Source organism: Pseudomonas sp. efr-133-TYG-103a, assembly GCF_030209235.1.
Classification (GTDB): Bacteria; Pseudomonadota; Gammaproteobacteria; order Pseudomonadales; family Pseudomonadaceae; genus Aquipseudomonas.
In genome coordinates, this window is the sequence record NZ_JARVSK010000007.1 from 31,266 (window position 1) to 57,277 (window position 26,012).

Below are 26,012 nucleotides of genomic sequence, written 5' to 3' on the forward strand. Positions count from 1 at the left end.
ATCCTTTATGACCACGTTTAACCCTTCATTGAATCAGGCTCACTGTGAAGCCTGCCGCGCTGACGCCCCGCAGGTCAGCGAAGCCGAATTGCCAGAACTGCTGCGCCAGATCCCGGACTGGAATATCGAGGTTCGCGACGGCGTGATGCAGCTTGAAAAGGTGTATCCCTTCAAGAATTTCAAATTTGCGCTGGCGTTTACCAACGCGGTCGGCGAAATTGCCGAAGCCGAAGGTCATCACCCGGGTCTTCTGACCGAATGGGGCAAAGTGACCGTGACCTGGTGGAGCCACTCGATCAAAGGGCTGCACCGCAACGACTTCATCATGGCCGCCCGCACCGACGAGGTGGCGAAAGGCGCCGAGGGCCGTAAGTAAATGCACTTTTCACAGATTCAGCGCGTACCCGATGATCCGATCCTGGGCTTGATTCAGGCTTACGCCAAAGACCCGAATCCGCACAAGTTCGATCTGGGCGTTGGCGTGTACAAGGACGCGCAAGGCCTGACCACCATTCCGCGCGCGGTCAAGCTGGCCGAGCAGCGTCTGGTGGACTCGCAGCCGACCAAGACCTACATCGGCGGCCATGGCGAGCCTCGCTTCGGTACGCTGATCTGTGAACTGGTGATGGGCGCCGACTCGCCGTTGATTTCAAGCAAACGCGTGGGCGCCACGCAGACCCCGGGCGGCACCGGTGCCCTGCGCCTGAGCGCCGACTTCATCGCCAATTGCCTGCCGGGCAAGGGCATCTGGTTAAGCGATCCGACCTGGCCGATCCATGAAACCATCTATGCGGCAGCGGGCCTGAAGGTCAGTCACTACCCGTACGTAGGTCGCGACAACACGCTCAACGTGGCGGCCATGCTCGAAACGCTGAACACCGTGCCGGAAGGCGACGTGGTGCTGCTGCACGCTTGCTGCCACAACCCGACCGGTTTCGACCTGTCTCATGAGGACTGGCAACAGGTGTTGAAAATCGTCAAGCGCCGCAACCTCCTGCCATTGATCGACTTCGCCTACCAGGGCTTCGGCGACGGACTGGAGGCGGACGCCTGGGCCGTGCGCCTGTTCGCGGCCGAGCTGCCGGAGCTGCTGATCACCAGCTCCTGCTCGAAGAACTTTGGCCTGTATCGGGAGCGTACCGGCGCATTGCTGGTCTGTGCCGACAACAGCGAAAAACTCGCGGACGTGCGCAGCCAGCTCTCGGCGACGGCGCGCAACCTGTGGTCGAATCCGCCGGATCATGGCGCCGCAGTGGTGGCTGAAATCCTCGGCGATCCAGAACTCAAAGCCTTGTGGGCCGACGAAGTGGAAGAAATGCGCAGCCGTATCGCGCAACTGCGTCAGGGTCTGGTGGAGGCACTGACGCCGCTGGGTCTGGGCGAACGTTTCGCTCACATCGGCGTGCAACGCGGCATGTTTTCCTACACCGGCATGAACGACCATCAAGTCGAACGCCTGCGCAAGGAACACAGCGTGTACATGGTCGCGGCCGGACGAGCCAACGTGGCAGGCATCGATGCAACCCGGCTCGACGCACTGGCCGCAGCGTTCGCGGCGGTGTGCACGGACGAATAATCAGGACATCCAAATGGCCTCTTCCCGGCTGAAGCCGGTCCTACCGGAGCAACGCACAATCCGTAGGACCGGCTTTAGCCGGGAAGGCGTCAGTCGCCTCACCGCGAAACTGATGTTGCACATACCGGCCTCTTCCCGGCTGAAGCCGGTCCTACCGTAGCAACGCACAATCCGTAGGACCGGCTTTAGCCGGGAAGGCGTCAGTCGCCATACCGCGAAACTGATGTTGCACATACCGGCCTCTTCCCGGCTGAAGCCGGTCCTACCGGAGCGACTCACAATCTCGTAGGACCGGCTTTAGCCGGGAAGGCCGGTCCTGCCAGGCATCTACCTACCCGGCGCGCGCCTGTTGTAGCGCCCTGTCCTCACTACATGACCAACGGCCAGCATTAAAAGTCTGATTGTCATGTCGCGTGCTGTATCCTCCCTGAGCGTTTTTGGACGCGCTGTTCAAATCAGCAGAAAAACTTGTGAGGAGCGACGCTATGCATGAAATCCCAAACTTCCCCTTCCCAAGCCAATCGCAGCAAAGCGCAGCAGCCCGTCAGGAACTCGGTCAGCCGATCGAGATGCAAGCCAGCGGGAAACGTGATGACAGCAAGAAAGCCCAACGCCCACGCTGAAGGCTGATTTTCAGCCCCTATGCAAGAGCGTCTTTGAGGCGTACTTCCATAAGGGCTGAATTGTTCGATCAAGGTCAGTCCACACGACACACAATAAAGCCGCCTGATTCAGTCCCGATTCAACCTTCTGCTGCCATGAGCGGGCTTGCCTCGTTATCATGTGATCTATCGCTTGGCTTCAAGCGTCTACGCTTCATTCTGTTTCACCCCCGCTGTTCCCCTTCTGTCGTAATCGTGGATTAGATGCCCATGCCAGACGCTTCGAGCGCCTCCCCTCAACGCCCAATGGCCGTGACACTGCAAGTCGTTTCCATTGTGCTGTTCACCTTTATCGGTTATCTGAACATCGGCATTCCCTTGGCCGTATTGCCTGGCTACGTCCACACCGACCTGGGCTTCGGCGCCGTCGCAGCCGGGCTCGTGATCAGTGTTCAATACCTCGCGACACTGCTCAGTCGGCCCTATGCCGGCAAAATCATCGACAACAAAGGCCCCAAGAAGGCAGTCATCATCGGCCTGTTCGGCTGCGGCCTGAGCGGCGTATTCATGCTGCTGGCGGGATGGCTGGACGCATGGCCAATGCTCAGTCTGATCAGCCTGTTCATCGGTAGGTTGGTACTGGGCAGTGCGGAGAGCCTCGTAGGCTCGGGCTCCATTGGCTGGGGCATCGGCCGCGTGGGGGCGGCCAATACCGCCAAAGTGATTTCCTGGAACGGCATCGCCAGTTATGGCGCACTGGCAATCGGCGCGCCACTGGGCGTGTTGCTGGTCAATGCCATGGGCCTGTGGAGCATGGGTGTAAGCATCATGCTGCTCGCCGCGCTGGGTATTTCGCTGGCGTGGAAAAAGACCCCGGCGCCTATCGTGCACGGTGAACGGATGCCGTTTCTGCATGTGCTTGGCCGTGTCCTGCCTCACGGCACCGGGCTGGCATTGGGCTCGATCGGATTTGGCACAATCGCAACGTTCATCACGCTTTATTACGCAAGCCATGCATGGCCCAACGCGGTGCTGTGCCTGAGCCTGTTCGGCGCCTGTTTCATTGGTGCGCGTCTGCTGTTCGGCAACATGATCAACCGCATCGGCGGCTTCCGCGTGGCGATCGCCTGTCTGTCGGTGGAGGCGCTTGGCCTGTTATTGCTGTGGCTGGCACCCAACCCTAACCTCGCGCTGGCAGGTGCAGCGCTGACCGGATTCGGCTTTTCGCTGGTGTTCCCGGCGCTGGGGGTCGAAGCGGTCAATCTGGTGCCTGCGGCCAGTCGGGGCGCGGCGGTGGGGGCTTACTCACTGTTCATCGACCTGTCGCTGGGGATCACGGGCCCGGTTGCGGGTCTGGTGGCGTCAGGCTTTGGCTTCGCGTCGATTTTCCTGTTCGCGGCCCTGGCATCGCTGGGCGGGCTGGGGTTGAGCATCTACCTGTATAAGCAGGCCAAGGTCATGCGGGAAAAACCAGCGGCGGTGTGACCACGCAGGACTGCCAGACCGTCGGTCGAAGCAGTCCTGTCAACACGCTCAAAAATCGACTTTGCCCCGCCCTGCCTTGATCGACCCGCGCTTGGATTTGGATTCGAGTCTGCGCGTCTTCGAGCCCAGTGTCGGCTTGGTCGGCCGGCGCTTTTTCTCAACCTTCGCGGCACTGACGATCAATTCGCTCAGCCGCTCCAGCGCGTCCGCGCGATTCTGCTCCTGCGTCCGGTATTGCTGAGCCTTGATGATCACCACGCCGTCGCCGGTGATGCGGCTGTCACGCAGCGCCAGCAAACGTTCTTTGTAAAACGGCGGCAGGGACGATGCGTTGATGTCGAATCGCAGGTGCACCGCGCTGGACACCTTGTTGACGTTCTGGCCGCCCGCGCCTTGTGCGCGAATGGCGGTCAGTTCGACTTCGTTGTCTGGCAGGTGCACGTTGTTGGAAATGATCAGCATGGGACTTGCCTGAGCCTATGAGGGGCGACTATCAAACCTGTGGGAGCGAGCCTGCTCACGAATGCGTCCGGTCGAATGATACTGATGAGCCTGACGTTACGCCTTCGCGAGCAAGCTCGCCCACAAACGTTGCAGCCTGCTGAAAATCGCGGCGCACCCTGCGCCGCGTTCAGCTATTTGATGATCGACGTGCGCTGCGCCATGGACTCGCCGCTGGGCAGGCGTTTGTTCTTGATCACGTAAAACACCCACATCACCACCAGCCAGACCGGAATCGCAAAGACCGAAACCCGGATGCCCGGAATCATCAGCATGATGCCCAGAATCAGCACCACGAAGGCCAGACAAATGTAGTTGCCGTACGGATACCAGAGCGCCTTGAACAGCGGTTGCTGGTCTTTGCGAGCCAGATGCTGACGGAATTTGAGGTGCGAATAGCTGATCATCGCCCAGTTGATCACCAGGGTCGCCACTACCAGCGACATCAACAGTTCCAACGCATTCTGCGGCATCAGGTAGTTGAGCAGCACGGCAATCAGCGTCACCGCGGCCGACACCAGAATGGCCCGTACCGGCACGCCGCGTCCGTCTACCCGCGCCAGCGACTGGGGTGCATCGCCCTGCTCGGCCATGCCGAACAGCATCCGTGCGTTGCAATACGTGCCACTGTTGTAAACCGACAGCGCCGCAGTCAGCACGACAAAGTTGAGGATGTGTGCAGCCACCGTACTGCCCAGCATTGAAAACACATGCACGAACGGGCTGCCGCTGTAAGCGTCACCAGAGGCGTTGAGGTCGGCGAGCAAGGCATCCCACGGTGTCAGCGACAGCAGCACCACCAGCGAACCGATGTAGAAAATCAGGATGCGATAGATAACCTGATTGATGGCCTTGGGGATGATGGTCCGCGGCTGGTCCGCTTCTGCCGCTGTGAAGCCGAGCATTTCCAGGCCGCCGAAGGAAAACATGATGAACGCCAACGCCATCACCAGCCCGCCGGCGCCGTTAGGGAAGAAGCCGCCGTGATCCCACAGGTTACTGACCGACGCCTGAGGTCCGCCGTTGCCGCTGACCAGCATGTAACTGCCCAGCGCGATCATGCCCAATATGGCGACGACCTTGATAATGGCGAACCAGAACTCGGCCTCGCCGAACACCTTGACGTTGGCCAGGTTGATGACGTTGATCATCACGAAAAACGCGGCCGCCGACGCCCATGCAGGAATTTCCGGCCACCAGTACTGCACGTATTTGCCGACCGCGGTGAGCTCGGACATGCCCACCAGAATGTACAGAACCCAGCAGTTCCAGCCCGACAGGAAGCCCGCGAAACCGCCCCAATACTTGTGTGCGAAATGGCTGAACGAGCCGGCAACCGGCTCTTCGACGATCATCTCGCCCAATTGACGCATGATCATGAAGGCGATGAAACCACACAGGGCATAGCCGAGGATCATCGACGGACCCGCCGATTTGAGAACGCCCGCCGACCCCAGGAACAATCCCGTGCCGATGGCGCCACCCAGGGCGATCAGCTGGATATGACGGTTTTTAAGACCACGTTTCAAGTCACCCGAATGGGACATGTGTTCACTCATTGCATAGTCACCTTGTTGTTCTTGTCTGTGACGGAATCGAACCCGACGCGCTCATGACGCGCCGGAATGGAAGACAGGGTGGGTAAACCCCGAGTCTGGTTGGCGGCCATGCGCCGATGGATCACAGAAAAAACGCGGCGCATTGTACACCCTCAGCGCCGCCGCTGGCCGTGAAAACCTGCGCATTCGGTCAGGCCAGGGCCGGTTGAATACGGGGCTCGGAAGTCAATGTCCGACTATTCGAAAGGATGCGCTGAAGGAGAAATGTACAAAAACCGACACAAAACCGACGGAAAAAAAATTTCAGCAGAAACGCTTCAGCTCAGGCGTTGTTTTTTCTGCAAGTTTTTGTTTTCACAGGCCAATTGCCAGCATTTTCAGGGCAAATTCGCTTTTGCAACAGTCAGACTATTGAACTAGCTTTTTCCTCGCTTGCTGGCCACGAAGGTCAGCGTGCTTCCTAGACGAGTCAGTCGCAGGCGCCGGCCAGACTGTTCTCGTCGCATTCGGCAAGTACGTCATTCTCAGGAGATTCACCTATGCAATCTGTGGAAAACACTCTGGAAGAAGAACTGCAACTGGACGACTGGTTTGAAGCACCCACTCATGATGCTGCTGTGGAGATGATGCAAGCTGACGCCGTGGTGGCGTTCGGCACCGCGATGTGGCCGTTCTAAGGCAACCGGGGGCGAGCGCGGCTGACGCGCTCGCCCTTTTTTGTTTTCAGCCTTCGCAAGGGAGCGCCCCATGACGGAACAGAGCAGCGCCATCGAGCATTTTCTTTATTACCTGCACCATCATCCAGCAGTCGCCGGCATGCCTTCGCCCAATGTGCTGCTTGCCCACACCGAAGCGTACAGCGCCATGGTCGGCGCCATCGTCGAAAGCCCGACGGCTCGCGACAGCTTTCACTTCAGCACGATGCCTCTGGACAATTCTCCCATCGAGGAGCTGACGCAAGCCATCACCCGCGCCGACCTGTACGTCCTGTTCTACGATGCCTCGACCCTGCCCAACCCGAGCGCGGAAGGCCCGGCGTTCATCCGTTCCTTGCAGACCGTGATGTCGGAACAGTGGAAAAAATCATTGCTGTTCAAGGATTACGGCCTTTATTTCTACGACACCTTCAGCATCAAACCTGAGCGGATCGCCCAGTTGAACGCCGCGCTCATCGACACCATGAATCAGGGCCAGACCTTGACCTTCAGCGATGCACGCGGCTCGCATTTCGACGCACCGCTGCGTGAGCTGAAGAAGTGGACCAATATCAACGGCGTCGGCAATTACGACCTGGCACCCGGTGAGATTGCCACTCACAGCGACTCGATCAACGGCCAGGTGAAGTTCGTCGGTACCTTCCTCAGCACGATTCCGTTCGCGCGTAAGTACGGGGTCATCGACTCGCCACTGGAACTGTGGATCGAAAACTCGACGATCACGCGCGTCGCAACACAAGTGCCGGGGCTTGAGAAGGACTTCAACAAGTATCTGGATGCCAATCCGTCGAACCGGCGGGTCGAGGAGTTGGGCATCGGCACCAATGAGGGCGTCAGACAGTTATACGCGCGCAATGCCGGCTTCGAAGAGCGTCACTGTGGCCTGCACCTGGGGCTGGGCGGCGGCGCCAAAGGCAGTCATCACCTTGATCTGATCTTCAACGATGGCGCGCTCGCGGTCGATCGCAGGGTCGTATTCGACGGCACCCAATACGTGAATCTGTAAACCGCGCGCAAAGAAAAACGCCAGTCGTTCGACTGGCGCTTTCATGTTCACCCCAACCTTACTCGGGCTTGCGACGACCGAAGCCCGGACGCTGGCCAGAGCCGGCCGGTGCGCCACGACGCTTGCCCGAAGGCGTTTTGTCGTCAGCCAGCTTGATGCCAGGACGCGTGGTTTTTGGTTTCGCCGGGCGCTTGTTCATCTCGCTCGGACGTTCCGCCACTGGCGTGCCACGGCTGCTGTCCGTGCGGCTGTCGCTGCGACCACCGGCGGCCGGACGAGGCGAGCGCGCTGGGCGACTGCTGTCAGCCGGCTTGCGGGCTGGACGTTCGCCATCGGCCATGCGCGGCTCACGGGCCGGACGTTCGGCAGGCGCTGCGTCCTTGGCCGGACGCAACTGACGAACGCGCTCGCCTTTGCCCAACGGACGCGACGACTGGCGCTGCAAGCGCTCCAGTTTGTCCTTGGTCTTGGCGTTCATCTGCGGCATGGCGACAGGTTTGAGGCCCACTTCGGCGCTGAGGATATCGACTTCCTGCTGGGTCATTTCGCGCCAGCGGCCCATCGGCAGATCCGAGTTCAGGAACACCGGACCGAAGCGCACGCGCTTCAGGCGGCTGACCACCAGACCCTGGGATTCCCACAGGCGACGCACTTCGCGGTTACGGCCTTCCATCACCACGCAGTGATACCAATGGTTGAAGCCTTCACCGCCCGGCGCTTGCTGGATGTCGGTGAAACGCGCCGGACCGTCTTCCAGAATCACGCCGTTCTTGAGGCGCAGCAGCATGTCGTCGTCGACCTCGCCACGGACGCGCACTGCGTACTCGCGGTCCATTTCGAACGAGGGGTGCATCAGGCGGTTGGCCAGTTCACCGTCGGTGGTGAACATCAGCAGACCGGTGGTGTTGATGTCCAGGCGACCGATATTGATCCAGCGACCTTCTTTAGGACGAGGCAGGCGGTCGAACACGGTCGGACGGCCTTCAGGGTCGTCGCGGGTGCAGATTTCGCCATCGGGCTTGTTGTACATGATGACGCGACGGACCGTTTCGGCCGCTTCTTCGCGCTTGATCACGCGACCGTCGACGCTGATGGCGTCGTGCAGGTCCACGCGCTGACCCAGGCTTGCCTGAACGCCGTTGACCTTGATGCGGCCTTCGCCGATCCACGCTTCGACGTCACGGCGCGAGCCGACGCCAATACGGGCGAGGACCTTTTGCAGTTTCTCGCCTGCTGGGCCGATCTCTTTGTCCTGCTTGTCTTGTTCACTCATCTGGGCACCTCCCGGTGTGTCGATCAGACCGTGCGGAGTGGGCACGGCCTGTTGCCCTGCTCGCTGACCGAAGCGACGCTCGGTTGCGAAACGGGGCTGAAAACTGGAACCAGTGGCGAGTGCGGATCGCCAAAAGGTCGCGAATCATACGCTCATGTCACGCGTTGCGCATCACAGACTAGACGAAAACCCTGACCGCATGATCGCGATCACTTCTTTTTCCGTCGACCGGCACGCTTGAGCTTACTCAGGCGGGCCACCGACTCGGCCAATACCGCGCGTCTTTCGTCCTTGTCCATCTTCTTCCACGACTTTATTTCGCGCTTGCTGCGCCCACAACCGATGCAGATGTCGTCGTCGAATTTGCAGATGCTGATGCAGGGGTTTTTGCTGCTCATGAAAAGCCCTGAAGAGTGGATTTATCCGTTGTAGGAGCGCGCTTTCCCGCGAGGGCGGCATGCCCGTCACCCTTGTACTGGCCGACACGCCCCAATCGCGAGCAAGCTCACTCCTGCAATGGGCTGCGGATGAACATCCGAGACAGTTCTGTGGCGACCAACCGTATCGCGGGCGAGCGCGCTCCTACAGGTCTACGGCAAATTGAGCCTTGCCGCGTCACCGGGGATCTTCGTCGTCCGTTCGCTCATCTTCCAATTCAGACTCTTTATCGGCGTCATCGAGCAATAAATCGTCGAAGTCGATTTTCAGGCCGTGTTCCATCGTGTCCAGCTCGGCCAGCAGGCTGCGGAAGCTGGTTTCGTCGCGCGGCGCTTCCGGCTCCTGCTCCGTTTCGTCCGCAAGGCTGGCATCGGCCAGCGCCTGCAGATGCGCCGGCACGGGCGCGTCATCGAAATCAAGGACAGGCTCGGCCTCCATTTCCCGCAGATCGGCCAACGGCGGCAGTTCGTCGAGGCTCTTGAGGTTGAAGTGATCGAGGAACGCCTTGGTGGTCGCGAACATCGCCGGCTTGCCCGGCACATCGCGGTAGCCGACGATCCTGATCCACTCGCGCTCCAGCAAGGTCTTGACGATGTTGCTGTTGACCGCAACGCCGCGCACATCTTCAATCTCGCCGCGGGTGATCGGCTGGCGATAGGCGATCAGCGCCATGGTTTCCAGCAGCGCCCGCGAGTAACGCTGCGGGCGCTCTTCCCACAAGCGACCGACCCACGGCGCGAACTTCTCGCGGATCTGCAGGCGGTAGCCGGTCGCCACCTCCTTGAGCTCGAACGCACGGTTATCGCACGACTTGCCCAGCAAGGTCAGCGCCTTCTTGAATACCGCAGGCTCCGGACGCTCACCTTCTTCGAACAGCTCATAGAGCCGCTCCAGCGATTGCGGTTTTCCGGAGGCCAGCAGGAACGCTTCGAGCAGCGGCGCGAGTTCGCGGGGTTCGTTCAGGTTCATCGATCAGCTCTTTATTCGGCTCGCGCGCGCACATGAATGACAGCGAAGGGTTCGTTCTGCACCAGTTCCACCAACTGCTCCTTGACCAGCTCAAGCACCGCCATGAACGTGACGACCACGCCCAGCCGCCCCTCCTCTGCCGTGAACAACTCGGCAAACGGCACGAAACCCGCGCCCTTCAGGCGCTCCAGCACATCACTCATGCGCTCGCGGGTGGACAGCGCTTCACGGCTGACCTGATGGCTCTCGAACATGTCGGCGCGCCGCAGGACCTCGGCCATGGACATCAGCAATTCTTCGAGCGCAACGTCCGGCAGCAGCTTGCGCGCCCGCGCTTCAGGCGCATCCAGCCTGGGCACCACGACGTCCCGGCCGACACGGGACAAACCGTCGATGCCCTCCGCCGCGGCCTTGAAGCGTTCGTATTCCTGCAGACGACGAATCAGCTCGGCGCGCGGATCGTCCTCTTCCTCCTCAGCCGTCTCGGAGCGCGGCAACAGCATCCGCGACTTGATTTCGGCAAGCATGGCGGCCATCACCAGATATTCGGCGGCCAGCTCCAGGCGGACGGTTTTCATCAGCTCCACATAGCCCATGTACTGGCGAGTGATTTCCGCCACCGGGATGTCGAGGATGTTGATGTTCTGCTTGCGGATCAGGTAGAGCAGCAAGTCCAGCGGACCTTCGAACGCCTCGAGGAAGACTTCCAGCGCGTCCGGAGGAATGTACAGGTCGACCGGCATCTGCGTGACGGCCTGACCGTAGACCATCGCAAACGGCAATTCCTGCTGAGCGTCGGCCTGAGGATCCAGAGATTGCGCGTCGGTCACTCGACTTCGACCCCGAACGGTGTCGGATCGCCACAGCCGACGCGTACGACTTGTGGATCGCCCTCGGCCAGATTGATCACGGTAGACGCCGAGATACCGCCCTCGCCCCCGTCGATGATCAAGTCCACCTGATGCTCGAGGACTTGGCGCATCTGCAGCGGATCACTCATCGGCAGTGTTTCGCCGGGCATGATCAGGCTGACACTCATCAGCGGCTCGCCCAGTTCCTGCAACAGTGCCTGGGCAATGGGATGCTGCGGCACTCGCAGACCGATGGTGCGACGCTTGGGATGCAAGACCAGCCGTGGCACATCGCGCGTGGCGCCGAGGATGAAGGTGTAGGGCCCCGGCGTATGCGCCTTGAGCACCCGGAACGCGGCGGTGTCAACCTTGGCGAACAGCCCCAGTTGCGACAGGTCGCAGCACATCAGGGTGAAATTGTGCTTGTCGTCGAGCTGGCGCAGGCGGCGGATACGCTCCACCGCGGTCTTGTCGCCCATCTGGCAACCCAGCGCGTAGGACGAATCGGTGGGGTACACCACCAGACCGCCGGCCCGGATGATTTCCACGGCCTGTTTGATCAGGCGCGCCTGCGGATTGTCCGGATGGACCTGAAAAAATTGACTCACGGTATCTTCCTGTTCAGACGGCAGTAGGCTGGTCATTTTGTTTGAACCGACACCAAAGCGGCGGCAGATCCTCCGGCAACGGGCGATACACGCCAATTTCGGACCAGGCGCCCGGGGCATGAAAATCACTGCCGGCACTGACCAGCAGACCGAACTCTCGGGCCAGAATAGCCAGGCTGCCGACTTGATCGGCAGGCTGCAGACCATTGACTACTTCGATCGCATGGCCGCCAGCCTGAATGAAGTCGGCGACCAGTTTGCGACGTTTGCTGCGAGTGAAATCGTAATGCCAGGGATGGGCCAGGCTGACCCATGCACCCGCCGCGCGCAGGGTCGCCACGGTGTCTTCCAGCGTCGGCCAGTGCTGTTTGACGTCGCCCAGCTTGCCTGCGCCCAGCCATTTGCGGAACGCTTCGGCGCGATCTTTCACGAAACCTTCATTGATCAGGAAATCGGCGAAATGCGGTCTGGCCGGTGCATTGCCGCTGTCACCCAAGGCCTGCTGCACGGCCCGCGCACCTTCGAGCGCGCCAGGCATACCTTTCATCGCCAATTTGCGACTGATTTCTTCCGCGCGCAACCACCGCCCGGTGTGCAATTGCTCAATGGCATCGAGCAAAGGCCGGGCATCGACATCGAAGCCGTAGCCCAGCACGTGGATGGTGGCACCGCCCCAAGTGCAGGACAACTCGATGCCATTGATGAGCTGCATATCCAGCGCAAGCGCCGCCGCACGGGCTTCTTCGAGGCCTTCGATGGTGTCGTGATCGGTCAGTGCAAGCACTCTGACGCCGTTTTCGTGAGCACGTGCGACAAGTGCCGCAGGCGCAAGCGCGCCATCGGAAGCGGTGCTGTGGCAGTGCAGGTCGACATTCATAGGGGCGCTTTCGCAGTCATTGATGTTTGTTATTATGCCGTCACATCCAGCTTCTGGCTCTCACTGTGAAACAATTCATCGACTTCATCCCGCTTATCCTGTTTTTCGTCGTCTACAAAATCAGTCCCCAAGCCGTCGACATTCTTGGCCACAGCTTCATGGTAGGCGGAATTTTCAGCGCCACCGCGATGTTGATCGCCAGCTCCATCGTGGTCTACGGCATCCTTTATGTGCGTCAAGGCAAGCTTGAAAAAAGCCAGTGGCTGACCCTGATCGCCTGTCTGGTCTTCGGCAGCCTGACGCTGGCGTTTCACAGCGAAACCTTTCTCAAGTGGAAAGCGCCGGTCGTCAACTGGCTGTTCGCGTTGATTTTTGCCGGCAGCCATTTCATCGGTGACCGTCTGCTGATCCAGCGCATCATGGGCCACGCGCTGACCCTGCCGCAGGCGATCTGGACCAGACTGAACATCGCCTGGATCGTGTTCTTTCTATTCTGCGGCGCCGCCAACCTGTATGTGGCGTTCACTTATCAGGATTTCTGGGTCGATTTCAAAGTCTTCGGCAGCCTGGGCATGACCCTGCTGTTCCTGATCGGCCAAGGCATTTTCCTGGCCCGACACATCCACGACGCCGATGCGTCCACCCAGCCTTCAACAAAAAAGACCGAGGACTGAAATGCTCTACGCAATCGTCGCAACAGACGTCGCCAACTCGCTGGAAAAACGCCTGGAAGCGCGCCCCGCGCATCTGGAGCGCCTGACGGCACTCAAAGCCGAAGGCCGCATCATCCTCGCTGGCCCCAACCCGGCCGTCGACAGCAACGACCCGGGCGCGGCGGGTTTCACCGGCAGCCTGATCGTCGCCGAATTCGAATCGCTCGCCGCCGCGCAGGCCTGGGCTGATGCCGACCCTTACATCAAGGCCGGCGTTTACGACCACGTCGTGGTCAAGCCTTTCAAACAAGTCCTGCCGTAACCTGCCGCACCGTGCCCGGCTCCTTGAGACCGGGCATTGCGCACGCCCGCTTCTGATTGCTCATTATTCGCATCCTGCTGCCGATAACCTGCCAAATGCCCAATAAAAACGGTGCAGTTGCCAGGCGCCGCAAAAAAGTCAGGAGTTCAGATGCGTCCACGTCTGTGGTGTGTACTGACGGCCGCGCTGGCCGTTTCGGCAATCAGTTTCGATGTGCAAGCGGAGGAAACGAGCGACACCATCAGCCACGCACTGCCGCTGCCCAGCGCGGCGAGCCAGTTGACCGATCTGCGCCAGCGTCTGGCGGAAAGCGAGAAACAACGCGAAGAACTGACGCGGCAGATGCAGAATGCCGATGCCGAACGCGAAAGTATCCAGCTCGGTCGCCTGCGTCAGGAGAACCAAAGGCTTAAACTGCAGCTCAAAGAAGCTCAGTCGGTCATGCCTCCACGGGTGCTGACCGAGCAACAACAATGGTTCGTCACTGGGGCTGGCGTTGCAATGTCGGCCCTTCTGTGCGGTATCTTTGCCAGCGGCTGGCGTAGACAGCGTCGGCAATGGCTAAATTGAGTGAGTCATGAGCGAGCTGTTACTTATTGATGATGACCAGGAGCTCTGCGAGCTTCTGAGCAGTTGGCTGACCCAGGAAGGGTTTGTGGTCAGGGCTTGCCACGATGGCCAGAGCGCCCGCAAGGCACTGGCCGAATCCGCTCCGGCGGCCGTGGTTCTGGACGTGATGCTGCCCGATGGCAGCGGTCTTGAACTGCTCAAGCAACTGCGCACCGATCACCCCGACCTTCCGGTCCTGATGCTGTCCGCACGCGGGGAGCCGCTGGACCGCATTCTGGGTCTGGAGCTTGGAGCCGATGATTACCTTGCCAAGCCCTGTGACCCTCGGGAACTGACCGCACGCCTGCGCGCCGTCCTGCGCCGCAGCCACCCCACGGCAGTCTCTTCGCAGATCGAACTGGGCGACCTGTGCTTCAGCCCGGCCCGTGGCGTCGTCACCATCGACGACCAGGAATTCACCCTGACCGTCTCCGAAGCCCGCTTGCTCGAAGCCTTGCTCGGCCAGCCGGGCGAACCTCTGGACAAGCAGGAGCTGGCGCAGCTGGCGCTGGGTCGCAAACTTACCCTCTACGACCGCAGCCTGGACATGCACGTCAGTAACCTGCGCAAGAAGATCGGACCGCACGCCGACGGCCGCCCGCGCATCGTCGCGCTGCGCAGTCGGGGTTATTACTACGCGGTGTAGTTCATACGAAATAAATGCAGGAGCACGATTGCCCGCGATGGCGGTGTGTCAGCCACATTGCAATGTCTGACGAATCGCCATCGCGGGCAAGCCCGCCCCTGCAGGTAACTGCGCCGACATCGATCTGTCAGCCGCATCATGAATCCTCTTTACCCAAGCTTTACCCACACCTGACCTCGCTTGACCTTGATCTCCCTAAACTGGCCACAACCGGCACAGAGCCGGATTCGAGACAAGGAGATACACCATGCGCAAGACTCTGATGGCTTTGATGTTCGCTGCTGCCCTGCCTACCGTTGCAATGGCAATGCCTCCGGAAGGCGGCCCGATGGCAGGTCCCGGCGGTCCTGGCTTCGATGGCCCGGGCATGCATCACCGTAAAGGTCCGTTCGACAAGCTGAACCTGACCCCGGAACAGCGTCAGCAGGTCGGCAAACTGATGGGCGACCAATGGCGCGGCCGCTCCGAGATCACCCACAAGTACCTGGCCAAGCTGTCGCCGGCCGATCAGAAAGCGATGCAGGATGAGCTGGCTGCCAAACATGCGAAAACCCAGGCCGACATCCGCGCCATGCTGACGCCTGAGCAGCAGAAGACCTTCGATCAGATCCAGAAGGATCAGGCTCAGCGCCGGGCCGATCGTGCCGAGTTCGAAGCCTGGAAAGCGCAGAAAGCGCAAAAAACCCAGTAATTCGCGGTCACCGCTGCTGGCGCGGCATTACACTCCCTGACCCGACACGCTCTCCCCGGCGTGTCGGGTTTTCTGATTGAGGGGCGTGACCGAGGGCTTCAAGTGCGTTCATTGTTCTGGCGAATTCTCGCAAGCTTCTGGCTGGCGATCGCGTTGGTGGCGGGTCTGTCGATCCTGTTGGGCCATATGCTCAATCAGGATGCCTGGATTCTCAGCCGTCATCCCGGCCTGCATAACCTGCCGGAAAAATGGACTCAGCTTTACGAGAACGAAGGTGAAGGCGCCGCTCAGGACTTTCTGCAAGGCCTCAAACGCAAGTATCACATCGACGTCCAGGTGCTCAACGACAGCGGCGAAGCGGTGATTCCCGGCACATTTCCCCCACGTGCGGCCGCCTTCGAAGCCCGTCAGAAGGACGATCCCCGGCAACTGCCATGGCGTCGTCTGACCAGTGAATACACCAGCCCCAAGACCGAAGAAACCTACCTGCTGATCTACCGTATCCCACATCCTGAACTCGATGCCTGGCACCGCGAAAGCCTGCTGTGGCCGCTCAGCGCACTGGGCATTGCGCTGGTTGTGCTGACCTTGTTCAGTCTGCTGGTGACGTTGTCGATCACGCGTCCGCTGAGCCGTCTGCGGGGCGCCGTGCATGACCTTGGTCAAACCACCTATCAACAGAACAGCCTGGCCCAGCTGGCCAATCGCAGGGATGAATTCGGCGTTCTGGCCAACGATTTCAACCGCATGGGTGCGCGCCTGCAAAGCCTGATCGGCAGCCAGCGACAGTTGCTGCGCGACGTTTCCCACGAGCTGCGCTCGCCCCTCGCACGCCTGCGCATCGCATTGGCACTGGCCGAACGGGCCGAACCTGCCGAGCGGGAAAAGCTCTGGCCGCGTCTGACGCGCGAATGCGACCGGCTGGAGGAGTTGATCGGTGAAATCCTGGCTCTGGCGCGACTGGATGCGGACATGGGCAGCGCCACGGCGATCGATCTTCCCGGGCTGTTGCATCACCTGAAAGCGGAAACCGAGCTGGGCAGCACAGACCAGACCGTCGCCGTTCAGGTACAGGCTGATGTTCAACTGCAGGGTTGGCCGAACGTGCTCGAACGGGCGCTGGACAACCTGCTGCGCAACGCTCTGCGTTTCAATCCTGCAGGTCAGCCCATCGAACTGAGCGCGCGCAGCGAAGATGACACGCTGTTCATCAGCGTGCGTGACCACGGCCCTGGCGTCAGCGCGGATCACCTGGCTCAGCTGGGAGAACCGTTCTACCGTGCGCCGGGCCAGACCGCTCCGGGCTATGGTCTGGGTCTGGCCATCGCCAAACGCGCAGCGGAAAAGCACGGAGGCCATCTGCTGCTGGAAAATCATCCGCAGGGCGGCTTCATCGCCAGCATTGTCGTACCGCACGATCTGGCGACCGTGCACAGCTAACGGTCGGCCCCGGCTGGCTCGCGAACAGGTCCAGCCGGTGGTGACGAGGTGGCTAACGGACCGAAATCGCGAGCCCGCCTGCGACTGCGGAAATGCGCAGTGCCACCCTACCCCTGCCACTCGCTGACGAAGTCCACGACTTCAGGCTTCGCCGCCTCGCGCGGTGGGTTCAGCGGCGTGCCCAGATACAGGAACGCAACGACTTCTTCGTCCGCAGCCAGGCCCAGGCCTTTGGCCACATGCGGGGAGTAGGACAACTCGCCGGTGCGCCATACCGCGCCAACGCCCAGCGCATAGGCTGCCAGCAGCACGCCGTGGGCAGCGCAACCCGCGGTGATCAGCTGTTCGCTCCTGGGTACCTTGTAATGGTCTTGCAGCCTGGCGATGACGACCACCACCAGCGGTGCGCGCAAGGGGCCGGAGCGGGCCTTGTCCAGCGCTTTTTCATCGGCACCGCTGCCGCTTTCGATCAGCGCCTCGGCCAGCAGATTGCCCATTCGCTGACGCGCTTCACCTTCTACGGTGAGAAACCGATAAGGCCGCAACTGTCCATGATCGGGAGCACGCAAGGCGGCGCTGAAGAGGATTTCGCGTTGCGCCGCATCGGGTGCAGGCTCGATCAGCCGGGGGACGGACACGCGATTAAGCAATACATCAAGCGCTTCCATTGAATCGTCTCCTGAAATTTGATGGGGCATTGTAGTGCTGCAAACACATTCTTGAACTTCAATAACGAACAGCGGTGGCATTTACTTACAAGACACGCAGAAAGTGCCTCGGTTTACTTGGCTCTGCCCACGGGTAGAATGAGCGCCTTTCCATCACCTAGATCAGAGCGACTGCATGGCGTTGCCGACCCTTCGCATCATCGGTTTCATTATCGGCATCTTTCTCATCACCCTGGCCATCGCCATGGTCGTGCCAATGGCCACGCTGCTGATCTTCAACCGCACGGCGGACATGCCCTCGTTCCTCTGGTCCAGCATGATCACCTTCATCTGCGGCCTTGCGCTGGTGGGTCAAGGGCGGCCGGAACACGTCCACCTGCGGCCCAGAGACATGTACCTGCTCACGGTCAGCAGCTGGGTCGTGGTGTGCATTTTCGCCGCGCTGCCGTTTCTGCTGACCCAGCACATCAGCTACACGGACTCCTTTTTCGAAAGCATGTCGGGCATCACCGCCACCGGTTCCACGGTCCTCAGCGGGCTCGACAGCATGTCGCCGGGCATCCTCATCTGGCGCTCGCTGCTGCACTGGCTCGGCGGCATCGGCTTCATCGGCATGGCCGTGGCGATTCTGCCCTTGCTGCGCATCGGTGGCATGCGGTTGTTCCAGACCGAATCGTCGGACCGCTCGGAAAAGGTCATGCCGCGCTCGCACATGGTCGCCAAGTTCATCGTGCTGGTTTACGTCGGCATCACCGTACTGGGCAGTCTGGCGTTCTGGTGGGCAGGGATGAGCCTGTTCGACGCCATCAACCATTCAATGTCGGCGATTTCCACCGGCGGTTTTTCCACCTCCGATCTGTCTCTCGCCAAATGGCCGCAACCGGCTGTGCATTGGGTGGCTATCGTGGTGATGATTCTCGGCAGCCTGCCCTTCACCCTGTACGTCGCCACCTTGCGCGGCCATCGCCAGGCGCTGTTCCGGGACCAGCAAGTGCAGGGCTTCATCGGCCTGCTGCTGGTCACCTGGCTGGTGATGGGCGTCTGGTATTGGGCGACCACCGATCTGCCGTGGTACGACGCGTTGCGCCATGTCGCGCTGAACGTGACCTCAGTGGTGACCACCACCGGTTTTGCGCTTGGCGACTACAGCCTCTGGGGCAACTTCGCGTTGATGCTGTTCTTCTATCTGGGCTTCATCGGCGGCTGCTCGGGGTCAACCGCGGGCGGCGTGAAAGTGTTCCGGTTCCAGGTTGCGTACATCCTGCTCAAGGCCAACCTGCATCAGTTGATTCATCCTCGGGCGGTGCTCAAACAGAAGTACAACGGCCATCGTCTGGACGACGAAATCGTTCGTTCGATTCTGACGTTTTCGTTCTTCTTCACGATCACCATCTGCCTGATCGCACTGCTGCTGTCGTTGCTGGGGCTGGACTGGATGACCGCACTCACCGGCGCGGCCAGTACGGTGTCTGGCGTCGGGCCGGGGCTGGGGGAAACCATCGGTCCGGCGGGCAACTTCTCGACACTGCCCGATGCCGCCAAGTGGATTCTGTCGGTCGGCATGCTGCTTGGCCGGCTGGAAATCATCACGGTGCTGGTGCTGTGCATCCCTGCATTCTGGCGGCATTGATACAACGCCGCCGGACAGAACACGGCACGTCCTTGCAGCGCGTTCATGGGATCGAGGGTGACTAGTCGATCGCCTTACGTACCCGGTACTCGCCCGGCGTCTCGTCGAACCATCGTCTGAATGCACGGAAGAAGTTGCTCGGGTCGGCGAAGCCCAACAGGTAAGCGATCTCCAGCAAGGTCATCTGCGGTTGCGCGAGGTATTGCTCGGCCAGTTCGCGTCGAGTGTCATCGAGCAGCGTCTGAAAACTGGTGCCCTCCTCCTGCAAACGCCGCTGCAAGGTACGTTGCGACAAGTGCAGGCTCTGGGCGACCGCCTCACGTTTGGGCTCCCCCTGAGGCAGCAGCCTGCAAATCACCTGGCGCGCTTGATGGGTGACGCGGTTGTTGGCAAAGCGGGCCAGGAACTCCCCGGCGAAACGGTCATGCAGTTCAGCCATCGCCGCATTGGCCGTCGGCAAGGGGGCTTCCATGTCGGCGCGCTCGAACACCAGAGCGTCGTATGGCGCATTGAAGGTCAGCGGCGCGTGGAAGAACTTCTTGTACGGCTCGACATTTTTGGGCTGGTCACCCTGAATCAGTACCTGACGCGGGTGCAACGGACGGCCCGTCAGCCAGCCGCAAAACGCCAGTGCAAAGGCCAGCGAGGCCTCGGCGCTTTGCCGCGTCGGCGGCAGTCGATCGCCGTGCACGGTAAGGATCAGGGCGTAACCTTCCGGGATCAGCCGAAAACTCAGATCGGCGCTGTCGGCAATGATGCGCTGATAGCGCACCAGACGCTCGAACCCCTCTTTGAGGGTCTGGCTGGACATCAGCGCATACCCGGCCACGCTGAAAGACGCCGGCCTGACGACGCGAGCCATGTTCAGACCGATCGCCGGATTACCCGACAGCTCGACGGCACGCTGCCAGAGGCGAGTCATGGAGTCCTGGGCAAATCGGGCGTCAGGGTTCTCGAGGTCCGCGTAGATCAGGCCCAGCTCGCGGAACAGCGCCTGGCAGTCGAGCCCGTCCATCTCCAGAGACCTGACGATGCCCAGGGCCCAGCTCGAAGAAGTCGTTTTTTCCATGCTCACGTCTTCTTATTATGCTCAATCGCCCCCTGCGACTGATAGCCGAAGGATACTACGTTGGCACCCATTGTCACTGCCTGCAGCGAGGGCTGGACTAAACTGAGTCGACACAGCGCAGCCGAGCAAAGCCCCGTGGAAAACCTGAGAACGTTCGAGCGATTTGCCGATTTCTATCCGTACTACCTGCAAGAGCACCGCGACAGCACTTGCCGTCGCCTGCACTTCGTGGGCACCAGTCTGGTCATCGCGATTATGGCGATCGCGTTATTGAGCGCGAACTGGGTGTTGCTGTGGGTGTTGCCGTTGGCGGGATACACCTTTGCCTGGGTCGGGCATTTCTTTTTCGAGAAGAATCGACCTGCCACGTTCAAGCATCCGCTCTACAGCCTGCTGGGCGATTTCGTCATGTACAAAGACATGCTGATCGGCAGAGTGCCCTTCTGATGAAGGCGCCTGCCCTGAGCTGAGCGTTGCCCCCGATCATGAGCTGAACAAGTGCAGGCTTCAGACCGTCTCGCCCACGGCAGGCTCGATGACGCCAGCTTTTGCCTTCACGTGAGCATCGGCGAGCCTGAACAGTTCGATCGTGCCGTCCCAGTGCTCGATCAGCGCGGTGCACGACTCGACCCAGTCGCCGCAATTGAGGTATTCCACGCCGCCCACCTGACGAATTTCCGCGTGGTGAATGTGCCCGCAGACCACGCCATCTAGCCCGCGCTTCACGCATTCGTGAGCGATGGCTTCCTCAAAATCGCTGATGAAATTCACGGCTGTCTTGACCTTGTGCTTGAGGTAAGCCGAAAGCGACCAGTAGCCGTAGCCGTATTTCGCCCGCCAGTGGTTGAGCCAGCGGTTGAGGGTCAGGGTGAATTCGTAGGCGGAGTCGCCAAGAAAAGCCAGCCAGCGGTGATAGCGCGTGATCACGTCGAACTGATCGCCATGGATCACCAGCATCCGGCGACCGTCGGCGGTGGTGTGCACCGCCTCGTCCACCAGCTGGATGTTGCCCAGAATCAGTCTGGAATAGCGACGCAGGAATTCATCGTGATTGCCGGTGACATAGATCACCTCGGTGCCGCGCTTGCTCATGGTCAGCAGGCGGCGGATGACGTTGGTGTGCGCTTGCGGCCAGTACATGCCGCCGCGCAGTTTCCAGCCGTCGATGATATCGCCGACCAGATAAATCCTGTCGGCCTGATACTGCTTGAGGAAGCCGGACAAATGCTCGGCCTGGCAGTCCCGGGTTCCCAGATGCACATCAGATATCCACAAGGTCCGGACACGTTGCTTACGACTGGGTTTCACGTTCTCGGCAATGCTCATGGATGACCTCCACACTGGTTTCCCCAAGGGTGGACCGGGTCAGTGAAATGAACATGACGAGGCTGTTGAAATTTGATGACAAGGCCGCGATCGATCGAGGCAGCGCCAGCCAGAGGACTCAGCAGGTGCACACAGCCGTTACGTCAACACGAACTCCACCGGTTCAAGCAACGGCGGCAGCGGCTCGACGCCCAAGGCATCCAGCACGTCGCGCTCGACGACACGCACCAACGCATCCAGCGGCAGGTCGTTCTCGTCATAGCCGAACGGGTCTTCGAGTTCGTTGCTGATCGCATCAAGGCCAAAGAAGGTATAGCTGACGATGGCGATGAAAAACGGCGTCATCCACCCCAGCGGTTCCGCCATCGCGAAAGGCAGCAGGATGCAGAACAGGTAGATCGTGCGATGCAGCAACAAGGTGTAGGGAAACGGCAGCGGCGTGGTCTTGATCCGGTCACAGGTGGTGAGCACGCGGCTCAGCGCGCTGAGATGACTGGCCAGCAACGTGTAGCGCCACTCGTTGATCTGCCCGCTGTCGGCGGCCTGCGAACACTGGCGCCCGACTTCGCGCAGAATCCGGTCACAGGGATTGGCCGCACCGGCCGGCGGCATCTGGCTGAGCCACGGCCCGGCCGCTCGCTGGACATCCTGACGCCGGAGCACGGCGCCCAGTGCGTGAGCAAAGCCACACAGGTCACGCAGGATCGGTCCGCGCACACCGTCATCCTTCATCACCTGGGTTTCGCGAATGATCGACCGCGTTTCGGTGATCATTTCCCCCAGCGCCTTGCGCGCCTCGTACCAGCGGTCGTAGCAGGCGTTGTTGCGAAAACTCATGAAGATCGACAGCGACAGCCCCAGCAGCGTGAACGGCGTCGCGCTGACCTTGGCAAAGTAGTCCGGGTGCAGGTTTTCGATCAGGACGATGACTGCCGCCAGCAACGTGACCAGCAGGCTGCGCATGGCGATGCGCCGCGCAATCGAGCCCTTGAGCGCGAGCAGCACATTGACGAGGTTGGGATGAGGTCTGACGATCATGGAAGGGTCTACGGCTGACGAGCGCTGGGAAGGCAACTGAGCATAGGCGTGTTACGCCAGCAGCGTCCAATCGCTACTGGCAACCCCGTCATCGACGCGCTCGATCAACTGTCCTGATCGGCGCTGCGATCGTTGTGCCCCAGATCGCGGTCGGGGTCGATCTGGTCACGCACACGCTGTTTCAGGACTTTGGCTTCGGGAAACCCGCCATCGGCCTTGCGCTCCCAGACCTGCACGTCGTTGCAGGTGATGCGGAACACGCCGCCGGTGCCGGGGATCAGCGAGACTTTGCCCAGATCGTCAGAGAACGTACTCAGCAACTCCTGCGCCAGCCACGCCGCACGCAGCAGCCACTGGCACTGCGTGCAATAGGTGATGGCGATTTCCAGTTTCGTCGACATGGTCAATTGAGTCCTGCGAGCAGATCGCGGGCGGTTTGCTGTGGGCCGTCGTCGGACTCGTCGATCACCTCCTGCAGCAGCCGACGCGCCTCTTCGACGTTGCCTTCATCGATCAGCACCTGGGCTTCGTTGATTTTGCTCAGCGGCGCTTCGTCCAGATCCAGCAGATCGAAGCCGCCTTCGTCGTCCATGAAGCTGTCCAGGAAGGCATCGTCGATCAGGTCACTGTTGCTCTGAACCACCACCGGCTCAGCCTCGAACTCGACATCCATCTGTGCAGGCGCTTCTTCTTCGGCAAAATCACTGAGGAACTGCTCTTCGGGCATCTCGAAGACTTCCGGCAACTCGGTCAGGTTAGAGGCGAATGACGGATCCAGCTCAGGCTCGGCCTCCGGCGCCGGTTTGCGCGGGGCCGGGGTATTTTCGAACGGATCGACCAGATCCCAGTCGGCGTCCATCGACAGGTCATCCAGATTGAGCTGGAAATCGTCGGCGGCAGGCTGAGGATTCAGCGCTGCCGCTGCATTCTCGTCGAGCTGCGCCTGCGGTTCCGGAGCGGCGGCTGCTGCCGCGGCACCGGCGACCACTGCGGCAGCGACCGGCGCGGTCATGGCGGGCGACGCAGTTTCGCCAGGAGGCGCGGCAACCGGGGCCGTCTCGACGTGCAGTTTCGGATAGCGGCTGCGGATCTCCTGGAGTTTCTGCGCTTCGATGCCCTGACTCAGCAGGATCTGCTCTTCGCGGTCGAAGCCTTCGAGATCACCCTGCTCGCCCAGCAATTCAAGGACGCGCAAGCGCACATCGGTGCGCTGGGGCTGCTTGTCCAGCGCGTCGCGCAGGATCGCCAGGGCTTCGGCGAACCGGCCATAGGCGATATAAATGCTCGCGCCATCCAGCGCGTCGGTGGCGGCACCTGCCAGACGCTGCCCGGCGGGCGCCGAGGTGGCCGGACGCGGCGCTGTCACCGCAGGCACCTCGAACACCGGCGTGACGGTGGCCTGGGCAGGCTTGATGATCGGCTCGACCGGCTCCGGCTGCAGGGCCATCTGGTCTTTGAGCTTGTTGCGACGGACCGACCAGGCCAACGCCAGCAACAGCAGAGTCACTAACAGACCGGCCAGCAGGGTGGTCCACGGCAGACCCTCGTCTTCGACCGGTTGAACGGGCGCCGGCGCAACGACGACGGGTGCAGGTGCAGGTGTCGGCGCGGCGGCAGGGGTTGGGGTCGGCGCCGGCGCGGCCGTGACCAGGCCCGGTTCCGGGGCGGGCGCGGCATCCGTACCAGCAGGCGCACCCGAGGCCGGCGTCACCGGTGCCGCAGCGGGCCGTGAAGCCAGTGCCTTGAGTTCGGCCAGCTGCGTTTGCAGTTCGATGATCTGCTTGTCCTTGTCGGCCTCCTCGACGGACGCCTCCTGAACCTGCTGCTTGAGATCTTCCAGCGAGGTGTTGAGCTGCTGGTTTTCCAGCGCAGTGGCCGTCAGTTGCTCGTTGGCACCGGGTCGAGCGCTTGCCGCTCCCGAGCCGGATGCAGTCGGGGCGGGCGCGACGTTCGACGCGTTCTGCCCACCGGCTGGCGCGCTGTTCGCGGCTTTGGGCTCGGCGGCACTGTCGGGCAACAGCAGGCTCTGGCCGACTTTCAGCTGACTGCGTTCGCCGTTGGGAAAGGCCTGCGGATTGAGGGACTGAATGCCGCTGATCAACTCGCTGGAGGAGACTTTGCTGCCGGGGGCCTGCATCTGCCGGGCAATGCCCGCCAGCGTGTCACCGGACACCACGGTGTACCGCTTGCCTTGCCTGGCCTGTGGCGGCGCGACCGGCAAACGCGAGTCGCTGTCCTTCGCCCCGGAGGCGGGCGATTGGGTACGGCTGCGCGTCGCGGCGAGCCCGGAAGCCGAGGTCGGCGGGTCGAGGAGAACGGTGTATTCGTGCAGCTGGTCGCCGTTCGGGCGCACCAGTCGCACGACGAAATCCAGATAAGGCTCGGTGACCGCCTTGCGCGATTCGACATGGATCACGCTGCGGTTGCCACGCACCACGGGGGTAAAACGCAGATCGTTAAGGAAGAACACCCGCTCGACGCCCGCTTTGGCGAACGCCTCGGGCGAGGCCAGGCTGACAACGATTTCGTCCGACGTCAGACTGCCTGCTTCGATGAGTTCGATGTCGGCATTGAAAGGCTGCCCCAGCGCCGAATGCAGCGTGATCTCGCCCAGACCCAATGCCGCGGCCATTGAACTGTGGAGCAGCGAAGCCGAGGCGATCGCCAGTGTCAGCAACCCCGAGCGAAGACCCGACTGAACGCGATCTGGTGCAAAAGCCCCGCGCCGACTACCAGCCTGAAAACTCTTCAGCATGCGAACCCTTATAGAGAACAAGGCAGGCTTCCCTGCACTTTCGTTTACGCGCACGGACAGCGTGTCCGGCAGAATCAGTATGGGTGCAAATAGAACAGGATGTTTCGACAGGTTCAACGTATTTGTCGCGGGCGCCCGGCGCCGGCGTCAGGATTTTTCCAGATTGGCCAGAATTTTCGAGTGAACGCGCATGCACACACGCAAATCCTCTTCATCAATGCCGACGAACAGCTCGTGGCGCAGGGCGGTAGCAATGGTTTCGATCTTCTCGATCAGCGGCCGCGCGGTATCACTGAGCACGATCTTTTTCGCACGCCGGTCTTCCACCACTGCCTGACGACGAACCAGCCCTTGGTTCTCCAGACTGTCGAGCAGTCGGGCCAGGGTCGGCCCTTCTACGCCAACGCTCTGGGCCAGTTCGCGCTGGGTCGGAGGCTCTTTGAATCGCGCCAGATGCAGCAGCACCAGCCAGCGCGCCTGGGACAATCCCAGGTCAGCCAGTCGACGATCGAGCTCGGCGCGCCAGCCGCGGGAAAGATTGGCCAGCTGCATGCCAAAGCGGTGTTCTTCGGTTAACGGCATAGGTAACTCAATGGTTAAAGGCGATTCCTAATTAATAGGCAGCTAACCATGGACCTTCTATCGAGGCAAGCGTCTGGATGTGGTCTTTCGTCGCACAACGCTGTGCAGTCCAGCAAGCGGCA

At 61.0% G+C, this 26,012-nt stretch carries 28 protein-coding genes; 13 read left to right on the forward strand and 15 right to left on the reverse strand.

Annotation, left to right across the window (positions count from 1 at the left end; translation table 11 throughout):
• The first annotated feature begins 7 nt into the window (after nt 1–7).
• From QRN36_RS06525 to QRN36_RS06535, 3 genes are all read left to right on the forward strand, one after another.
• Entirely contained in the window at nt 8–376 is a 369-nt protein-coding gene (locus QRN36_RS06525) for a 4a-hydroxytetrahydrobiopterin dehydratase (protein ID WP_285423298.1), read from the forward strand.
• Nucleotides 377–1,576 (forward strand): amino acid aminotransferase, encoded by a 1,200-nt coding sequence (locus tag QRN36_RS06530; protein ID WP_285423299.1) that lies wholly within the window; start codon nt 377–379, stop codon nt 1,574–1,576.
• 872 nt (nt 1,577–2,448) lie between these two features.
• A complete protein-coding gene (locus QRN36_RS06535) occupies nt 2,449–3,663 on the forward strand; it encodes an MFS transporter (protein ID WP_285423300.1) in 1,215 nt (404 codons plus the stop codon).
• 48 nt (nt 3,664–3,711) lie between these two features.
• Here QRN36_RS06535 and arfB read toward each other — a convergent pair whose 3' ends face one another.
• Both arfB and QRN36_RS06545 read right to left on the reverse strand, forming a co-directional pair.
• Nucleotides 3,712–4,125 (reverse strand): alternative ribosome rescue aminoacyl-tRNA hydrolase ArfB, encoded by a 414-nt coding sequence (gene arfB / locus QRN36_RS06540; protein WP_285423301.1) that lies wholly within the window; start codon nt 4,123–4,125, stop codon nt 3,712–3,714.
• A 173-nt stretch (nt 4,126–4,298) separates the two neighbouring features.
• Complete coding sequence (locus QRN36_RS06545) at nt 4,299–5,723, reverse strand: amino acid permease (protein WP_285423302.1); 1,425 nt, start codon at nt 5,721–5,723, stop codon at nt 4,299–4,301.
• A 539-nt stretch (nt 5,724–6,262) separates the two neighbouring features.
• Here QRN36_RS06545 and QRN36_RS06550 point away from each other — a divergent pair.
• Together QRN36_RS06550 and QRN36_RS06555 are read left to right on the forward strand one after the other, a co-directional pair.
• Nucleotides 6,263–6,400 carry a hypothetical protein gene (locus QRN36_RS06550; RefSeq protein ID WP_177182133.1) on the forward strand — a complete coding sequence of 46 codons (138 nt, stop codon included), beginning with the start codon at nt 6,263–6,265 and terminating at the stop codon, nt 6,398–6,400.
• Nucleotides 6,401–6,470: 70 nt separating this feature from the next.
• The gene (locus QRN36_RS06555) at nt 6,471–7,445 is read left to right on the forward strand and encodes a leucyl aminopeptidase (protein WP_285423303.1); all 975 of its coding nucleotides are present in this window, start codon (nt 6,471–6,473) and stop codon (nt 7,443–7,445) included.
• 58 nt (nt 7,446–7,503) lie between these two features.
• Here the strand turns inward: QRN36_RS06555 and rluB are convergent, their stop codons facing one another.
• The 6 genes from rluB to QRN36_RS06585 form a co-directional block, all read right to left on the reverse strand.
• A complete protein-coding gene (gene rluB, locus QRN36_RS06560) occupies nt 7,504–8,718 on the reverse strand; it encodes a 23S rRNA pseudouridine(2605) synthase RluB (protein WP_285423304.1) in 1,215 nt (404 codons plus the stop codon).
• Nucleotides 8,719–8,927: 209 nt separating this feature from the next.
• Nucleotides 8,928–9,116, reverse strand: coding sequence for a DUF1289 domain-containing protein (locus QRN36_RS06565; RefSeq protein WP_285423305.1), 189 nt, complete (start codon nt 9,114–9,116; stop codon nt 8,928–8,930).
• Between the two features lie 217 nt (nt 9,117–9,333).
• Nucleotides 9,334–10,125, reverse strand: coding sequence for an SMC-Scp complex subunit ScpB (gene scpB, locus QRN36_RS06570; RefSeq protein ID WP_285423306.1), 792 nt, complete (start codon nt 10,123–10,125; stop codon nt 9,334–9,336).
• Nucleotides 10,126–10,136: 11 nt separating this feature from the next.
• The gene (locus QRN36_RS06575; protein WP_177182143.1) at nt 10,137–10,835 is read right to left on the reverse strand and encodes a ScpA family protein; all 699 of its coding nucleotides are present in this window, start codon (nt 10,833–10,835) and stop codon (nt 10,137–10,139) included.
• A 116-nt stretch (nt 10,836–10,951) separates the two neighbouring features.
• The gene (locus tag QRN36_RS06580; RefSeq protein WP_285423307.1) at nt 10,952–11,584 is read right to left on the reverse strand and encodes an L-threonylcarbamoyladenylate synthase; all 633 of its coding nucleotides are present in this window, start codon (nt 11,582–11,584) and stop codon (nt 10,952–10,954) included.
• 13 nt (nt 11,585–11,597) lie between these two features.
• Nucleotides 11,598–12,461, reverse strand: coding sequence for a PHP domain-containing protein (locus QRN36_RS06585; protein ID WP_285423308.1), 864 nt, complete (start codon nt 12,459–12,461; stop codon nt 11,598–11,600).
• A gap of 65 nt (nt 12,462–12,526) precedes the next feature.
• Between QRN36_RS06585 and QRN36_RS06590 the strand changes: the two genes are divergently transcribed.
• The 6 genes from QRN36_RS06590 (at nt 12,527) to QRN36_RS06615 (ending at nt 16,822) form a co-directional block, all read left to right on the forward strand.
• Nucleotides 12,527–13,135 (forward strand): septation protein A, encoded by a 609-nt coding sequence (locus tag QRN36_RS06590; RefSeq protein WP_285423309.1) that lies wholly within the window; start codon nt 12,527–12,529, stop codon nt 13,133–13,135.
• A 1-nt stretch (nt 13,136) separates the two neighbouring features.
• Nucleotides 13,137–13,436, forward strand: coding sequence for a YciI family protein (locus QRN36_RS06595; protein ID WP_285423310.1), 300 nt, complete (start codon nt 13,137–13,139; stop codon nt 13,434–13,436).
• Nucleotides 13,437–13,586: 150 nt separating this feature from the next.
• Nucleotides 13,587–14,006 carry a translation initiation factor 2 gene (locus QRN36_RS06600; protein WP_285423311.1) on the forward strand — a complete coding sequence of 140 codons (420 nt, stop codon included), beginning with the start codon at nt 13,587–13,589 and terminating at the stop codon, nt 14,004–14,006.
• Between the two features lie 7 nt (nt 14,007–14,013).
• Nucleotides 14,014–14,691 carry a response regulator transcription factor gene (locus QRN36_RS06605; protein WP_285423312.1) on the forward strand — a complete coding sequence of 226 codons (678 nt, stop codon included), beginning with the start codon at nt 14,014–14,016 and terminating at the stop codon, nt 14,689–14,691.
• A gap of 247 nt (nt 14,692–14,938) precedes the next feature.
• Nucleotides 14,939–15,382, forward strand: coding sequence for a Spy/CpxP family protein refolding chaperone (locus tag QRN36_RS06610; RefSeq protein ID WP_285423313.1), 444 nt, complete (start codon nt 14,939–14,941; stop codon nt 15,380–15,382).
• Between the two features lie 102 nt (nt 15,383–15,484).
• Nucleotides 15,485–16,822 (forward strand): HAMP domain-containing sensor histidine kinase, encoded by a 1,338-nt coding sequence (locus tag QRN36_RS06615; RefSeq protein WP_285423314.1) that lies wholly within the window; start codon nt 15,485–15,487, stop codon nt 16,820–16,822.
• A 107-nt stretch (nt 16,823–16,929) separates the two neighbouring features.
• On the opposite strand, the gene QRN36_RS06620 is transcribed toward QRN36_RS06615, so the two are convergent.
• Nucleotides 16,930–17,490, reverse strand: coding sequence for a nitroreductase family protein (locus tag QRN36_RS06620; RefSeq protein WP_285423315.1), 561 nt, complete (start codon nt 17,488–17,490; stop codon nt 16,930–16,932).
• A 175-nt stretch (nt 17,491–17,665) separates the two neighbouring features.
• On the opposite strand from QRN36_RS06620, the gene QRN36_RS06625 reads away from it, so the two are divergent.
• The gene (locus QRN36_RS06625; RefSeq protein WP_285423316.1) at nt 17,666–19,120 is read left to right on the forward strand and encodes a TrkH family potassium uptake protein; all 1,455 of its coding nucleotides are present in this window, start codon (nt 17,666–17,668) and stop codon (nt 19,118–19,120) included.
• 61 nt (nt 19,121–19,181) lie between these two features.
• Here the strand turns inward: QRN36_RS06625 and QRN36_RS06630 are convergent, their stop codons facing one another.
• Nucleotides 19,182–20,189: an AraC family transcriptional regulator gene (locus QRN36_RS06630; RefSeq protein WP_285423317.1), complete on the reverse strand. Its 1,008-nt coding sequence runs from the start codon at nt 20,187–20,189 to the stop codon at nt 19,182–19,184.
• Between the two features lie 135 nt (nt 20,190–20,324).
• Here QRN36_RS06630 and QRN36_RS06635 point away from each other — a divergent pair, with 135 nt between their 5' ends.
• Nucleotides 20,325–20,636 (forward strand): DUF962 domain-containing protein, encoded by a 312-nt coding sequence (locus QRN36_RS06635; protein ID WP_285423330.1) that lies wholly within the window; start codon nt 20,325–20,327, stop codon nt 20,634–20,636.
• 60 nt (nt 20,637–20,696) lie between these two features.
• On the opposite strand, the gene QRN36_RS06640 is transcribed toward QRN36_RS06635, so the two are convergent.
• The 5 genes from QRN36_RS06640 to QRN36_RS06660 all read right to left on the reverse strand — a co-directional run bounded on the left by QRN36_RS06640 (nt 20,697) and on the right by QRN36_RS06660 (nt 25,890).
• Nucleotides 20,697–21,515 (reverse strand): UDP-2,3-diacylglucosamine diphosphatase, encoded by an 819-nt coding sequence (locus tag QRN36_RS06640; RefSeq protein ID WP_285423318.1) that lies wholly within the window; start codon nt 21,513–21,515, stop codon nt 20,697–20,699.
• Between the two features lie 138 nt (nt 21,516–21,653).
• Nucleotides 21,654–22,553: a bestrophin family protein gene (locus QRN36_RS06645; protein ID WP_285423319.1), complete on the reverse strand. Its 900-nt coding sequence runs from the start codon at nt 22,551–22,553 to the stop codon at nt 21,654–21,656.
• Nucleotides 22,554–22,657: 104 nt separating this feature from the next.
• Nucleotides 22,658–22,954: a SelT/SelW/SelH family protein gene (locus QRN36_RS06650; protein ID WP_285423320.1), complete on the reverse strand. Its 297-nt coding sequence runs from the start codon at nt 22,952–22,954 to the stop codon at nt 22,658–22,660.
• 2 nt (nt 22,955–22,956) lie between these two features.
• A complete protein-coding gene (locus QRN36_RS06655; RefSeq protein WP_373568708.1) occupies nt 22,957–25,308 on the reverse strand; it encodes a FimV/HubP family polar landmark protein in 2,352 nt (783 codons plus the stop codon).
• 147 nt (nt 25,309–25,455) lie between these two features.
• Nucleotides 25,456–25,890 (reverse strand): MarR family transcriptional regulator, encoded by a 435-nt coding sequence (locus QRN36_RS06660; RefSeq protein ID WP_093463877.1) that lies wholly within the window; start codon nt 25,888–25,890, stop codon nt 25,456–25,458.
• Nucleotides 25,891–26,012: the final 122 nt, after the last annotated feature.